The sequence below is a fragment of the Pseudonocardia petroleophila genome (assembly GCF_014235185.1).
In the GTDB taxonomy this organism is placed as follows: Bacteria; Actinomycetota; Actinomycetes; order Mycobacteriales; family Pseudonocardiaceae; genus Pseudonocardia; species Pseudonocardia petroleophila.
The window spans coordinates 322,972-336,987 of the sequence record NZ_CP060131.1; the positions used below are offsets into that span (position 1 = coordinate 322,972).

The 14,016-nt window shown below is 75.2% G+C and carries 12 protein-coding genes; 9 read left to right on the forward strand and 3 right to left on the reverse strand.

The window, feature by feature from the left end; all coding sequences use genetic code 11:
* The first annotated feature begins 80 nt into the window (after nucleotides 1-80).
* The 9 genes from araB to H6H00_RS01590 all read left to right on the forward strand — a co-directional run bounded on the left by araB (nucleotide 81) and on the right by H6H00_RS01590 (nucleotide 10,848).
* Nucleotides 81-1,772, forward strand: coding sequence for a ribulokinase (gene araB, locus H6H00_RS01550; protein ID WP_185719601.1), 1,692 nt, complete (start codon nucleotides 81-83; stop codon nucleotides 1,770-1,772).
* Nucleotides 1,769-2,455: an L-ribulose-5-phosphate 4-epimerase gene (locus H6H00_RS01555; protein WP_185719602.1), complete on the forward strand. Its 687-nt coding sequence runs from the start codon at nucleotides 1,769-1,771 to the stop codon at nucleotides 2,453-2,455. The genes araB and H6H00_RS01555 overlap by 4 nt, the downstream gene beginning before the upstream one ends.
* Entirely contained in the window at nucleotides 2,452-3,942 is a 1,491-nt protein-coding gene (araA, locus tag H6H00_RS01560; RefSeq protein WP_185719603.1) for an L-arabinose isomerase, read from the forward strand. The genes H6H00_RS01555 and araA overlap by 4 nt, the downstream gene beginning before the upstream one ends.
* A gap of 174 nt (nucleotides 3,943-4,116) precedes the next feature.
* A complete protein-coding gene (locus H6H00_RS01565; protein WP_185719604.1) occupies nucleotides 4,117-5,118 on the forward strand; it encodes an ABC transporter substrate-binding protein in 1,002 nt (333 codons plus the stop codon).
* Between the two features lie 62 nt (nucleotides 5,119-5,180).
* Complete coding sequence (locus H6H00_RS01570) at nucleotides 5,181-6,725, forward strand: sugar ABC transporter ATP-binding protein (protein ID WP_185719605.1); 1,545 nt, start codon at nucleotides 5,181-5,183, stop codon at nucleotides 6,723-6,725.
* 49 nt (nucleotides 6,726-6,774) lie between these two features.
* Complete coding sequence (locus H6H00_RS01575; protein WP_185722087.1) at nucleotides 6,775-7,824, forward strand: ABC transporter permease; 1,050 nt, start codon at nucleotides 6,775-6,777, stop codon at nucleotides 7,822-7,824.
* A complete protein-coding gene (yjfF, locus tag H6H00_RS01580; protein ID WP_185719606.1) occupies nucleotides 7,821-8,837 on the forward strand; it encodes a galactofuranose ABC transporter, permease protein YjfF in 1,017 nt (338 codons plus the stop codon). The genes H6H00_RS01575 and yjfF overlap by 4 nt, the downstream gene beginning before the upstream one ends.
* 14 nt (nucleotides 8,838-8,851) lie before the next feature.
* Nucleotides 8,852-9,856: a LacI family DNA-binding transcriptional regulator gene (locus tag H6H00_RS01585; RefSeq protein ID WP_221775762.1), complete on the forward strand. Its 1,005-nt coding sequence runs from the start codon at nucleotides 8,852-8,854 to the stop codon at nucleotides 9,854-9,856.
* Nucleotides 9,853-10,848 (forward strand): aldose epimerase family protein, encoded by a 996-nt coding sequence (locus H6H00_RS01590; RefSeq protein WP_185719608.1) that lies wholly within the window; start codon nucleotides 9,853-9,855, stop codon nucleotides 10,846-10,848. The genes H6H00_RS01585 and H6H00_RS01590 overlap by 4 nt, the downstream gene beginning before the upstream one ends.
* A 13-nt stretch (nucleotides 10,849-10,861) precedes the next feature.
* Here the strand turns inward: H6H00_RS01590 and H6H00_RS01595 are convergent, their stop codons facing one another.
* Genes H6H00_RS01595 through H6H00_RS01605 form a run of 3 tightly spaced genes read right to left on the reverse strand, consistent with a single transcriptional unit; the run spans nucleotide 10,862 to nucleotide 14,000 of the window.
* Nucleotides 10,862-12,055, reverse strand: a complete 1,194-nt coding sequence (locus H6H00_RS01595) for a glycosyltransferase family 2 protein (RefSeq protein WP_185719609.1) — start codon at nucleotides 12,053-12,055, stop codon at nucleotides 10,862-10,864.
* Nucleotides 12,049-12,981: a glycosyltransferase family protein gene (locus H6H00_RS01600; RefSeq protein ID WP_185719610.1), complete on the reverse strand. Its 933-nt coding sequence runs from the start codon at nucleotides 12,979-12,981 to the stop codon at nucleotides 12,049-12,051. Before H6H00_RS01600 ends, H6H00_RS01595 begins: the two co-directional genes overlap by 7 nt.
* The gene (locus tag H6H00_RS01605; protein ID WP_185719611.1) at nucleotides 12,978-14,000 is read right to left on the reverse strand and encodes a glycosyltransferase family protein; all 1,023 of its coding nucleotides are present in this window, start codon (nucleotides 13,998-14,000) and stop codon (nucleotides 12,978-12,980) included. Before H6H00_RS01605 ends, H6H00_RS01600 begins: the two co-directional genes overlap by 4 nt.
* Nucleotides 14,001-14,016 lie beyond the last annotated feature (16 nt).

The following is a 14,016-nucleotide window of genomic DNA, read 5'->3' on the forward strand; positions in this document are numbered from 1 at the left end:
TTCCCCGTTAGCGCTCACATTGTTAGCGCTCACAGACAGAGTCGTCGGACCCGGGGGCAGCATCCGTGAGCGCAGGACCCATGACCGCAGGACCACCGTCGCCGGAGCGCGCGATCGTCGTCGGTGTCGACTTCGGGACGCTGTCGGGCCGGGCGCTCGTCGTGCGCGCCCACGACGGCGCCGAGCTCGGCTCCGCGGTGCACGCCTACCCGCACGGCTCGGTGGAGCGGACGCTCCCCGCCACCGGCGCGACCCTGCCACCGGACTGGGCGCTGCAGGTCCCGGCCGACTGGATCGAGGTGCTGGCCACCGCGGTGCCCGCCGCGATCGCCGCGGCCGGGGTGGACCCGGCCGACGTCGTCGGGATCGCCACCGACTTCACCGCCTGCACGATCCTGCCGACGCTCACCGACGGCACACCGCTGTGCGAGCTGCCCGACCTGCGCACCGTCCCGCACGCCTACCCCAAGCTGTGGAAGCACCACGCGGCGCAGCCGCACGCCGACCGGATCAACCGGGTCGCCGCCGAGCGCGGGGAGAAGTGGCTGGCGCGCTACGGGGGGCGGATCTCCAGCGAGTGGGAGTTCGCCAAGGCGCTGCAGCTGCTGGAGGAGGCACCCGGGGTCTACGCCCGCACCGAGCGCTGGGTCGAGGCGGCCGACTGGATCGTCTGGCAGCTGTGCGGCACCTACCTGCGCAACTCCTGCACCGCCGGCTACAAGGGGATCCTGCAGGACGGCGCGTACCCCGACCCGGACTTCCTCGCAGAGCTGAACCCGGGGTTCGCCGGCTTCGTCACCGACAAGCTCGACCAGCCCCTCGGCGCGCTCGGCGCGCGTGCGGGCGGGCTCACCGCGCAGGCCGCAGCCTGGACCGGGCTGCCCGAGGGGATCGCGGTCGCCGTCGGCAACGTCGACGCGCACGTCACCGCGCCCGCGGCGGCGTCGGTCGAGCCGGGACAGATGGTCGCGATCATGGGCACCTCGACGTGCCACGTGATGGTCTCCGACCGGCTCGGCGAGGTGCCGGGCATGTGCGGCGTCGTCGACGGCGGGATCGTCGAGGGGCTGTGGGGCTACGAGGCCGGACAGTCCGGCGTCGGCGACATCTTCGGCTGGTTCGTCGACACCTGCGTGCCGCCCGCGTACCACGACCAGGCGGCGGCCCGCGGGATCGGCGTGCACGAGCTGCTCACCGAGCTGGCCGCCGACCTGGCCGTCGGCGAGCACGGGCTCGTCGCGCTGGACTGGCACCTGGGCAACCGGTCGGTCCTCGTCGACCACGACCTGTCCGGGCTCGTCGTCGGCCAGACGCTCGCGACCCGCCCCGAGCACACCTACCGGGCGCTGCTGGAGGCCACCGCGTTCGGCACGCGCACGATCGTCGAGGCGTTCGAGACGGCGGGCGTGCCGGTCGCGGAGCTCGTCGTCGCGGGCGGGCTGCTGCGCAACCGCCTGCTCATGCAGATCTACGCCGACGTGTGCCGGCGCCCGCTGTCGGTGATCGGCTCCGAGCAGGGGCCCGCGCTGGGCTCGGCGATCCACGCCGCCGTCGCCGCCGGCTGCCACCCCGACGTGACCGCCGCCGCCGCCGCGATGGGCCGCGTGCACCGCGCGGTGCACACCCCCGACCCGGCAGCGGCCGCCGTCTACGACGAGCTCTACGCCGAGTACACCGCCCTGCACGACCACTTCGGCCGCGGCGGCTCCGACGTCATGCACCGCCTGCGCGCGCTGCGGACGCGCGTCGTCACCGAGAGGGAGAACCGTTGAAGAACACCGTCGACGCGTTGCGCGAGCAGGTGTGCGCCCTGCACGCCGAGCTCGTCCGCTACGGGCTGGTCGTCTGGACCGCGGGGAACGTCTCGGCCCGCGTCCCCGGCCACGACCTGTTCGTCATCAAGCCCAGCGGCGTCTCCTACGACGACCTGACGCCCGCGTCGATCGTCGTGTGCGACCTCGACGGCGAGCTGGTCGAGGGCGACTGGGCCGGGGGCGACCTGCGCCCGTCCAGCGACACCGCCGCGCACGCCCACGTCTACCGGCACATGGCGCACGTCGGCGGCGTCGTGCACACCCACTCCACGTACGCGAGCGCGTGGGCCGCGCACGGCCGCGCGGTCCCGTGCGCGCTGACCGCCATGGCCGACGAGTTCGGCGGGGAGATCCCGCTCGGCCCGTTCGCCCGCATCGGCGACGACAGCATCGGGCGCGCGGTGGTCGAGACGCTGTCCGGGCACCGCTCCCCCGCGGTGATCATGCGCAACCACGGCGTGTTCAGCATCGGCCGCGACGCGCTGGCGGCGGTCAAGGCCGCCGTGATGTGCGAGGACGTCGCCCGCACCACCCACCACGCCGTCGCGCTCGGGGCGCTGTCACCGCTGCCGCAGGACGACGTCGACGCGCTGTTCGACCGCTACCAGAACGCCTACGGCCAGCAGGGAGCCACCGCATGAGAACCGTCCGCTTCCTCACCGGCAGCCAGGGCCTCTACGGCGAGGACACCCTCGCCCAGGTCGCCGCGCAGAGCCAGGAGATTGTCAAGCTGCTCGACGCGGCCGGCACCGTTCCCGCGTCGGTCGTCTGGCAGCCCGTGCTCACCGACTCCGCGGGGATCGCGCGGGCGATGTCCGACGCCGACACCGACCCGGACTGCATCGGCGTGATCGCCTGGATGCACACCTTCTCCCCCGCGCGCATGTGGATCCACGGGCTCGACGCGCTGCGCAAGCCGCTGCTGCACCTGCACACGCAGGCCAACGAGGCGCTGCCGTGGGCGTCGATCGACATGGACTTCATGAACCTCAACCAGGCCGCGCACGGCGACCGCGAGTTCGGCTACGTGACGGCGCGGATGAACGTCGCCCGCACCGTCGTGGCCGGGCACGCGAGCGACCCGATCGTGCAGAGCCGGGTCGGGTCGTGGGCGCGGGCCGCGCTGGGCTGGCACGAGGTCCGGACGCTGCGCCTGGCCCGCTTCGGCGACACCATGCGCGACGTCGCCGTGACCGAGGGGGACCGCACCGAGGCGCAGTGGCGCTGGGGCGTCACCGTCAACGGCTACGCCGTGACCGACCTCGCCGACGCGGTGCACGCGAGCACCGACTCCGAGGTCGACCGCCTGGTCGCGGAGTACGCCGACCGCTACGACCTGGTGCCCGAGCTGCGCCGCGGCGCGGAGCGGCACGACGCGCTGCGCTACTCCGCGCGGATCGAGCTGGGCCTGCGCGCCAGGCTCGACGAGTGCGGCGCGAAGGCGTTCACGACGAACTTCGAGGACCTCGGCGCGCTGCGCCAGCTGCCGGGGATGGCCGTGCAGCGCCTGATGCAGGACGGCTACGGCTTCGCGGGCGAGGGCGACTGGAAGACCGCGATGCTGCTGCGCACGCTCAAGGTCGCCGCCACCGGGCTGCCCGGCGGCACGTCGTTCATGGAGGACTACACCTACCACCTGGGCCCCGGCACGCCCCGCGTGCTCGGCGCGCACATGCTGGAGGTCTGCCCGACCCTGACGACCGGCACGCCGCGGGTGGAGATCCACCCCCTGGGCATCGGCGGGCGCGAGGACCCGGTGCGGATGGTGTTCGACGCCGACCCGGGCCCGGGCGTCGTCGTCGGGATGTCCGACGTCGGCGACCGCTTCCGGATGGTGCTCAACGAGGTCGACCTCGTCGCCCCCGACGAGCCGCTGCCGAACCTGCCGGTCGCGCGGGCCGTCTGGGAGCCCCAGCCGGACCTGCGCACGTCGGCGGAGACCTGGATCCTCGCCGGCGCGCCCCACCACACGGTGCTCTCGACGGCGCTGGGCACGGCCGAGGTGGCCGAGCTGACCGAGATCGCGCGCACCGAGCTGCTCGTGATCGACGAGGACACGACCCCGCGCCGGTTCCTCCGGGAGATGCGCTGGAACGCCGCCTACCACCGCCTCGCGATCGGGTTCTGACCCGGACGGGGACCGCCGTTGCCGAGTTGTGATGTTAACGCTCACAGCGACCCCCCGAACCCATTGACCGGCCGACTATGTTCGCGCTAACAATGTGACGGGGGCAACACCGCCCGCACCGCACGTCCGCCCGTCCCACACTTCCGTCCGCCCCACACCCCGTAGAGGACCACGATGTCGACGACGACCTCCTTCTCCCGCCGGACAGCGCTGCGCCGATCGGCGGCCGTCCTGCTCCTCGCCGCGAGCCTGGCCGCCTGCGGGTCCGCCCCGTCGGAGGGCGGTGCGGCGGCCGGCGGCGACGACACCATCACGCTGGGCTTCTCCCAGGTCGGCGCGGAGAGCGGCTGGCGCACCGCCAACACCCAGTCCATCCAGGACTCGGCCGCGGCCGCCGGCATCGAGCTCCAGTTCTCCGACGCCCAGCAGAAGCAGGAGAACCAGATCCGCGCGATCCGGTCGTTCATCCAGCAGCGCGTGGACGTCATCGCCTTCTCCCCGGTCGTCGAGACCGGCTGGGACACCGTCCTGCAGGAGGCCAAGCGGGCGCAGATCCCGGTCGTGCTGACCGACCGCTCCGTCGACTCCACCGACACCTCGCTCTACGCCACCTTCCTCGGCTCCGACTTCGTCGAGGAGGGCCGCAAGGCCGGCCAGTGGCTGGTCGACCAGGGCGCCGCCGAGCCCGTGAACGTGGTCGAGCTGCAGGGCACCACCGGTGCCGCGCCGGCGATCGACCGCAAGGAGGGCTTCGCCGAGGCCATCGCCGGCACCCCGAACATCCAGGTCGTGGCCTCGCAGACCGGGGACTTCACCCGCTCCGGCGGACGCCAGGTCATGGAGGCGTTCCTCGTCTCCCAGCCCGACATCGACGTGGTCTACGCCCACAACGACGACATGGCGCTCGGCGCCATCGAGGCCATCGAGGCGGCCGGGCTCGTTCCCGGGCAGGACATCCGGATCATCTCCGTCGACGCGGTCAAGGACGGCATGCAGGCACTGGCCGACGGCCGGATCAACTTCATCGTCGAGTGCAACCCGCTGCTCGGCGACCAGCTGATGGACCTGGTCAAGGCGGTCCACGCCGGCGAGCCGGTGCCGGCCCGCGTCGTCACCGAGGAGACCGTGTTCGACCAGCAGGCCGCGATCGCCGCCCTGCCGAACCGCCTGTACTGATCCCGCTCCCCCGGGGCCGGGCCGCCGCCCGGCCCCGGGGCCGTTCCGCAGGAGGGACGCCGATGTCCGAGCAACCGGTCCGGACCGACCGGACACCCGTGGTCGAGATGCGCGGCACCTCGGTCGTCTTCCCCGGGGTCAGGGCGCTCGACGGCGTCGACCTCACCCTGCGCCCCGGCGAGGTGCACGCCCTGATGGGCGAGAACGGCGCCGGCAAGTCCACGCTGATCAAGGCGCTGACCGGGGTGTACGGCACCGACGGCGGCACGATCATCGTCCGTGGCCGCGCGCAGGAGTTCGCGGGGCCCGCGCAGGCCCAGGCCGCCGGCATCGCGACGGTGTACCAGGAGGTCAACCTCTGCCCGAACCTCTCGGTCGCGGAGAACATCCTGCTCGGCCGCGAGCCGCGCCGCCTCGGCCGCATCGACCGCCGGGCCGTCCGCCGCCGCGCCGAGGAGCTGCTCGCCCACCTCGGCCTCGACGTCGACCCCGGCTCGCTGCTCGGCAGCCACCCGCTCGCGGTGCAGCAGCTCGTCGCGATCGCCCGCTCCGTCGACACCGACCCCGCCGTCCTCGTCCTCGACGAGCCCACCTCCAGCCTCGACGCCGACGAGGTGCGCGAGCTGTTCCGCGTCGTCCGCGGGCTGCGCGACGCGGGCGTCGCGGTCCTGTTCGTCTCGCACTTCCTCGACCAGGTCTACGAGATCGCCGACCGCGCCACGATCCTGCGCAACGGCCGGCTCGTCGGGGAGTACCTCCTCGCCGAGCTCCCCCGCGTGCAGATGGTCGCGAAGATGATCGGGCGCGAGCTGGCGGTGCTCGACGACATCGAGCAGACCGCCGCCGCGTCGACCGTCCCCACGGCCCGGCCCGTCCTGGAGGCCACCGGGCTCGGCCGCACGGGCGCGATCGCGCCGGCCGACCTCACGGTCCGCGAGGGCGAGGTCGTCGGGCTGGCCGGTCTGCTCGGCTCCGGCCGCACCGAGCTGACCCGGCTGCTGTTCGGCGCCGACCGCGCCGACTCCGGCACCGTCGCCGTCGACGGCACCCCGGTCGTGCTGCGCACCCCGCTCGCCGCCATCGACGCCGGCATCGCGCTGTGCTCGGAGGACCGCAAGGGCGAGGGCATCATCGGCGACCTCACGGTCCGCGACAACCTGCTGCTCGCCCTGCAGGCCCGCCGCGGCTGGGCCCGCCCCGTCCCCCGCGCGACCGCCGACGAGCTCGTCACGAGGTGGATGGGCGCACTGGACATCCGCCCGGCCGACCCCGACGCGCTGATCCGCAACCTCTCCGGCGGCAACCAGCAGAAGGTGCTGCTGGCCCGCTGGCTGATCACCGAGCCCCGCCTGCTGCTGCTCGACGAGCCCACCCGCGGCATCGACATCGGCGCGAAGGCCCAGATCCAGAAGCTCGTCGCCGAGCTCGCCGCCGACGGGATGGCGGTGCTGTTCGTCTCCGCCGAGCTGGAGGAGGTGCTGCGCCTGTCCGACCGGGTCGCGGTGCTGCGCGACCGCCACAAGGTCGCCGAGCTGAGTCGCGACGACGCCGACATCGACCGCGTCATGGACCTGATCGCCCGCGGAGGGACCCACCGTGCCGTCTGAGAAGCCGCCGTCTGAGAAGTCGCCGTCCGGCACCCGCCGCCGCGCGCTCCTGCGCTCGCCCCTGCTGTGGCCGCTCCTCGCCCTCGCCGGGCTCCTGCTCTACAACCTCCTGGTCACCCCGGCGTTCTTCGCGCTGCGGGTCCAGGACGGCCACCTGTTCGGCAGCGTGGTCGACGTCCTGCGCAACGGCGCCCCCACCGCGCTCATCGCGCTCGCGATGACCCTGGTGATCGCCACCCGCGGCATCGACCTGTCGGTCGGGGCGTCGGTCGCGATCTCCGGTGCGGTCGCCTGCACCTGGATCGCGGGCTCGCCGGACCCGACCTCGCCCGGCACCGCCGTCGTCGCGGTCCTGCTGGCGGTCGGCCTGTGCCTGGTGCTCGGCACGTTCAACGGCTTCCTCGTGGCCGGGCTCGGCATCCAGCCGATCATCGCGACGCTGGTGCTGATGACCGCGGGCCGCGGGCTCGCCCAGCTGATCACCGACGGCCAGATCGTCACCGTGTCCAACCCGTTCTTCTCCGGCATCGGCGGCGGCTTCCTGCTCGGCCTGCCGATCCCGGTGCTGGTCACCGCGGCGGCGTTCGCCGTGGTCGCGCTCGTCACGCGGCGCACCGCGCTCGGCCTGCTCGTCGAGTCGGTCGGGGTCAACCCGACCGCGAGCCGCCTCGCCGGGATCCGGGCGCGCGGCATCGTCTGGAGCGTCTACGTCCTCGCCGCCGTCTGCGCGGGCGTGGCCGGGTTGATGATCAGCTCGACGGTCAACGCGGCCGACGCCAACAACGCCGGGCTGTGGATCGAGCTCGACGCGATCCTCGCCGTCGTCATCGGCGGCACGCTGCTCACCGGCGGCCGCTACTCGATCACCGGCACGCTGGTCGGCGCGCTCGTCCTGCAGACCCTCACCACCACCGTCTACACGACCGGCATCCGGCCCGAGGTCACGCTCGTGTTCAAGGCGCTGGTGATCATCGCGGTGTGCCTGCTGCAGTCGCCGAAGCTGCGCGGCTCCTCGACCCGGCGGCGCCGCGGAAGTCCTCCGCCCGCGGCGCCGCCGACCCCGCTCGTGACCGAGCCGACCCCTGCGAGCGCCCGATGACCGCCACCACCACCGCCCCCGCTCCGGGGACGACGCGCCGACGCCGCCCCGGGATGCCGTCCGGCCAGACGCTGCCCGTCCTCGTCACGTTCGTGCTGTTCGTGGCGCTGTTCACGGTCGGCTCCCTGCGCTACGACTCGTTCTTCTCCGCGCAGGTGCTGCTCAACCTGTTCGTCGACAACGCCTTCCTCGTCGTGCTCGCCGTCGGCATGACGTTCGTGATCCTCACCGGCGGCATCGACCTCTCCGTCGGGGCCGTGGTGGCCCTGTCGGGCGTGCTCGCGGCCCGGCTGCTCGCCGCGGGCTGGGCGCCGGTGCCGGTCATGCTCACCGTGCTGCTGGTCGGGCTCGCGCTCGGCACGGCGATGGGCGCGGTGATCCAGCACCTCGAGGTGCAGCCGTTCGTCGTCACGCTCGCGGGGATGTTCCTGGCCCGCGGCATGTGCTTCGTGATCAGCGTGGAGTCGATCCCGATCCGCGACCCCCTGTTCACCGCGATCGCGCAGTCGGCGATCACGCTGCCCGGCGACACGTTCGTCAGCCCGTCGGCGCTGCTCGCGGTGGCCGTCGTCGCCGTCGCCGCGTACGTCCTGCACTCCACCCGGTTCGGCCGCAGCGTCTACGCCGTCGGCGGCAACGAGCACTCCGCGATGCTGATGGGCCTCCCGGTCGCCCGCACCAAGGTGGCCGTCTACGCCATCAGCGGCACCTGCTCCGCACTGGCCGGGCTGCTGTTCGGCTTCTACTCGCTGTCGGGCTACAGCCTGGCCGCGGTCGGCACCGAGCTCGACGCCATCGCCGCCGTCGTCATCGGCGGCACGCTGCTCTCCGGCGGCGTCGGGCTGGTCGTCGGGTCGCTGCTCGGGGTGCTGGTGCTGGGCATCATCCAGACCTTCATCTCCTTCGAGGGCACGCTCAGCTCCTGGTGGACGCGCATCGTGATCGGCGTCCTGCTGCTGGTGTTCGTCGTGCTGCAGCGGCTGCTGGTGCGCACCCCGTCGGGCGCTCCGTGAGGGGGCAGCCCGTCATGGCCGATGTCGCCCGCCTCGCCGGGGTGTCGCACCAGACCGTGTCCCGCGTCGTCAACGGGCACCCGCACATCCGCCCGGCCACCCGCAGCCGCGTCGAGGACGCGATCGCCGCGCTGGGCTACCGCCCCAACGGGGTCGCCCGGGCGCTGGCCGTGCGCCGGTCCGGGACGATCGGCGTGGTCAGCACCGACACCGCGCTGCACGGCCCGGCCACCGTGCAGCGCTCGGTCGAGGAGGCCGCGGCCCGCGCCGGGTACGTCGCCACGACCGTCACGATCCGCGAGGCCACGACCGACGAGCTGGGCCGCGCGCTGGACCGGCTGGTCCGCGCCACCGTCGAGGGGATCGTGCTGGTCGCCGGGTCGGACGCCGCGCTGCTGCTGGCCCGCAGCGCCGACTTCCCGGTGCCGCTCGTGGTGGCCCAGGGCGACCTGACGGCGTCGGGCTCGGCCGTGGGCGTCGACCAGCTCCAGGGGGCGCGGGCCGCGACCCGGCACCTGATCGGGCTCGGCCACACCCGCATCGCGCACGTGTCCGGACCGCTGGGCTGGCCCGAGGCCCGCGCCCGCCGGGAGGGCTGGCTCGGTGAGCTCGCCGCCGCCGGGCTCGACCCCGGCCCCGAGCACGAGGGCGACTGGACCCCGGCCGGCGGCCACGCGGCGGGGCTGCTGCTCGCCGCGCAGCCCGACGTCACCGCCGTGTTCGTCGCCAACGACCACATGGCCGTCGGGCTGCTGCGGGCGCTCGTCGAGGCCGGCCGCGGCGTGCCGGGCGACGTCAGCGTCGTCGGCTTCGACGACATCCCCGAGGCCGGCTACCTGCTCCCCCCGCTCACGACGGTGCGCCAGGACTTCGCCACGGTCGGACGGCGCGCGATCGAGGTGCTGCACGGCATGCTCACCGGCGTGCCCGATCCCGGTCCCCGCCTGACCACGCCCGTGCTGGCGCCGCGGGCCAGCACCGCCGCCCCCGGCACCCCGGCCGTGCGGGTGGCGTCGTGATCGAGCTGCGCAGCGACGTCCTCACCGTCGGCGTCGTGCCGCACGGGGCCCGGCTGGCCCGGCTCGTCGCACCGGACCGCGACGGCGTGCCGGGCGAGGTCGTGCTCGGCCTCGCCGAGGACGCCTACCCCGGCGACCGCGCCTACCTCGGCGCCACCGTCGGCCGCTTCGCCAACCGCATCGCGGGCGGCCGGTTCGTCCTCGACGGCCGGGAGCACCGGGTCCCCTGCAACGAGCCGCGGACGGCCCTGCACGGCGGGCCGGTCGGGCTCGACCACGCCGACTTCGCCGCGGGCGAGGTCCGCTCGTCCCCCGGCGGGCAGTGCGTCACGCTGCGCCACCGCCACGGCGGCGACGGCTTCCCCGGCACCCTCGACGTCGCCGTGACCTACACCGCGCGCGGCCCGGAGCTGCACATCGGGATCCTCGCCGTGACCGACGCCGCCACCGTCGTCAACCTGACCAACCACGCCTACTTCCACCTGGGCGGCGGCGGGCCGGTCGGCGGCCACGAGGTGCGGGTGTTCGCCGACCGCTACCTCCCCGTCGACGACGACCTGATCCCGACCGGCGAGCTCGCCCCGGTCGGGGGCACCCCGTTCGACCTGCGCTCCCCCGCCCGGATCGACGCCGGGCTGGCCGCCGACCACCCCCAGCTCGGGGTCGCGGGCGGCTACGACCACACGTTCGTCCTCGACGGGTCCGGGCCGGTCGCGGGCGAGCTGCGGGCCGCCGCGCACGTCCGCGAGCCGGGACGCGGCCGGACCCTCACGGTGTTCACCGACCAGCCGGGCGTGCAGTTCTACTCCGGCAACATGCTCGACGGCACCGTCACGCTGCACGACGGCCGCCGGGCCGGGTACCGCGAGGCGTTCTGCCTGGAGCCCCAGCACTTCCCGGACTCGCCCAACCGACCGGAGTTCCCGTCGACGGTGCTACGGCCCGGGGAGGAGCGCCGCACCCGGATCCTGCTGCGCCTCGGGATGGACTAGGTGTACCCGGCAACTAGGGCGGCCCGAGCTCCAGCTCCACCCGGCCGAAGGCGAACCCGTCGACGTCGGAGCGGGAGGGCCAGCGGCGGGCCCGGCCCAGCGCCCGCGTGCTGTAGGCCGTGGCGGCCACGGTGTCGCCGCGGCGCAGCACCACGGTCGCCAGGTCGCCGTCGACGAGCGCGCGGACCGCGGCGCCCACCGCCCACCGCGGCAGCGGGGCGTCGACGCGCATCCGCACCCGGGCCCGCAGGAGCTGGTCGGGGCTCCACCGCTCCCCGATCTCCATGTCGTGGTGCTCCTGGTCGCGAAGCGACGACGCCACCAGCGCCGCCCCCGGACCCGGCTCGATCGTGACGAGCACGTCCGGCAGCCCGCCGGGCGGACCGCCGCGGCGCGTCCCCGGCTCCGGCACCAGCTCGGCGAGCCGGGCCCGCTCCAGCTCCTTCTCCTGCCGCTTCTCCGGGGTGTCCCCGCCGCGCAGCGCCCAGTCCGGCCCGTCGTGCCAGGCCACCGCGGTGGGCTCGTGCACGAGCACCGCGCCGTTGTTCCAGGCGCGGTAGGCCAGGTCCCAGTCCTCGCCGCCGTAGCCGACGTACCGCTCGTCGAAGCCGCCGAGGTCGTCGAACAGGGAGCGGCGGCACGCCAGCACCGCGCTGATGACGAACCGGAAGGAGGTGCCGTCGGCGTCGAGGAGGTCGCGCGTCTCGACGTAGGCCTTGCGCAGCCACGCCGGTTCCGGCAGCTCGGGCCGGGTGCGCGGGTCGGTCCCCGGCGGCAGGCCGGTCAGGTCGACGTGCCGGCGCCGCCCGACAGCGAGCACGTCGGGACAGCGGGCGACGCGCGCGGTCAGGCGCTCCAGGAACTCCGGCTCGGGCACGGTGTCGGCGTCGAGGAACACCAGCACCTCACCGCCGGTCGCGGCGACGCCGAGGTTGCGCGCGGCGGCGGCACGGAACCCCAGGTCCTCCTGGGTGACCACCCGCACCGGCGGGCCGCCGGTGCGGGGCTCGGGGGGCGGGTCCGAGCCGTCGTCGGCGATCACGACCTCGACCGGCGGCAGCGTCTGGTGGCACAGCGCGTGCCAGGTCCGGGCGAGCTGCTCGGGCTGGTCGTAGTGCGCCACGACGACGCTCACCCGCGGGCGCGGGGCCGGGTGGTCGTCGAGCAGGTCGTAGCGGTTGCCCGGCACGAGCACGTCGGTCAGCACGCGAGGACCCTCCGGTAGAGCGCGGCGTGGGCGGCCCCGGCGGTGCAGCGCGGCGGCGCGGCGAGCCGGGTGCGGGCCGGGTCGGCCAGCGCGTCGGTGACGTCCAGCCTGCCGTAGGTGATCACCGAGCCGGGACGGCGGGTGGCCTGCTCCCGGACGTAGGGGCCGTCGGCGGCGAGCGGGCGGCGGCCGCAGGCCCACCAGGTGGCCAGCGTGCCGCTCGCGCTCACGGTCCGGCCGGGCACGACCGGCACCGTGACGGCGCGGGCCGCCGCGGTGAGGTCGGCGTCGCTCAGCGCGCCGGTGACGACCAGGTCGACGCCGTCCGCGGCGGCCCGTGCCCGCAGCTCCGCCACCAGCGTCCCGTGCCCGGGGGACGCCCCGCCCGCGGCCACCACCCGCGGCCGCGACGGGTGGCGGGCGGCCGCGTCGAGCACGTCGGCGTGTCCCTTGCCGGGGTAGACGAAGCCCAGCACGCCGAGCGTCGGGCGGTCCGCCCAGGCGGGCTCCGCCCCGCCGGGCACCGGGTCCGGCACCGGCAGCCCGACGACCGTCGCGGCCCGCCCGGACAACGCCGCGACCTTGGCCGCCTCGTGCTCGGCGGACACGACGACGGCGTCGCAGGCGGCGACGACCCGCGCGTAGCCCGCGGTGCGGCGGGCGTCGCGGGCCGGGTCGGGGTCGGCGCCGGGCACATCGTGCAGGGTCACCACGAGCGGCCGCGGCGCACCGGCGGCCCAGGAGGTGAACGCGTCGGCGGCGGAGGCGATGTCGGGGCCCCACAGGGCGTCGGTGAACTGGGCGTGCACGAGGTCCGGGGGCCCGGCGGAGCCCACCCCGTGCTCCGCCGCGCGGGCGGCGACGAGTGCCGCGTGCCGCACCACCCCGTGGTCGGGCGGGCCCGGGGCGACCGGACGCACGATCACCGCGCCGCCCCGGCCATGACCGCGGCCGCGTACACCGCGGCGTGCACCCGCGCGATCCCCTCGCGCTGCACGCGCCGCCGCTCGGGGTCGGCCCGCCACGCCGGGCGCTCGTCGTACGCGCGGCGGACCGCGGCCCGCAGCGACGCCGCGTCGAGGCGCCGCTCGTCGTGGCCGTAGAGCAGGCACGGGGCCTGCTCGGCGTAGAACCCGCAGTCGGGGGCGAGCACCGCGGTGCCCAGGTCGTGGCAGGCCTCCAGCCAGCCGGAGTGGGTGCCGAAGCGGTACGGCAGGACCGAGAGGTCCAGGCCGCCGAGGTAGTCCCACAGCTCGTCGTCGGAGAAGGCGGCGTGCACCCGCACGTCGACGCCGGGCAGGGCGGCCGCGACGGCCCGGCCCCGGGCGTCGTCGTGCGCGTCGACCCGCAGGCGGGCCCCGGGCAGGTCCGTCACGGCCTCGGCGAGGGCCCGCGCCACCGGCACCGGATCGGCGTTGGCGCGGACGCTCTTCGCGTGCATCCCCACGACGAACCCGTCGTGGGCCGGGCGGGGCGCCGCGATCCGGCCGGGCTCGACGACGTGCGGGTGCGGCACGACCGTCGCCGCGCGCCCCCAGCGCCGCGCGATCTCCGCCGCGGCCCCCGCGGTGAGGGTGAGCAGCGCGTCCGCGGCAGGGACGAGGACGTCGAGCGCGGCGTCGTGGGCGGCGGGGTCGGCGTGGTGCGGGTTGCGCAGGTCGTGGACGGTGACGACGAGCGCCTTCCCGGCGGCGCGCACCGCGGCGGCGAGCGCGGCGAGGTCGGCCGGGGTGCGGTCGTCGTAGCCGAAGTGGACGTGCAGGACGTCGAAGTCGCCCGCGTGGTCGCGCACCCAGGCCGGGTCGAGCATCGGCGGCGGCCACCACTGCCCGGCCGGGGCGCCGGGGACGGGCGGGTCGGGCAGGCGCACGACGCCGTCGCGGGCCCCGGGGTCGGCGAGGTGCCGCACGTAGACGTGACCTGCGGGTACCGACGCGATGCGCACTCCCCCAGGTGCCCCG

What these genes read in the sequence shown, in the direction of transcription:
- yjfF (WP_185719606.1), top strand. Translation starts at nt 7,821, where the DNA reads ATGACCGCCACCACCACCGCCCCCGCTCCGGGGACGACGCGCCGACGC.
- H6H00_RS01585 (WP_221775762.1), top strand. Translation starts at nt 8,852, where the DNA reads ATGGCCGATGTCGCCCGCCTCGCCGGGGTGTCGCACCAGACCGTGTCC.
- araA (WP_185719603.1), top strand. Translation starts at nt 2,452, where the DNA reads ATGAGAACCGTCCGCTTCCTCACCGGCAGCCAGGGCCTCTACGGCGAG.
- araB (WP_185719601.1), top strand. Translation starts at nt 81, where the DNA reads ATGACCGCAGGACCACCGTCGCCGGAGCGCGCGATCGTCGTCGGTGTC.
- H6H00_RS01570 (WP_185719605.1), top strand. Translation starts at nt 5,181, where the DNA reads ATGTCCGAGCAACCGGTCCGGACCGACCGGACACCCGTGGTCGAGATG.
- H6H00_RS01565 (WP_185719604.1), top strand. Translation starts at nt 4,117, where the DNA reads ATGTCGACGACGACCTCCTTCTCCCGCCGGACAGCGCTGCGCCGATCG.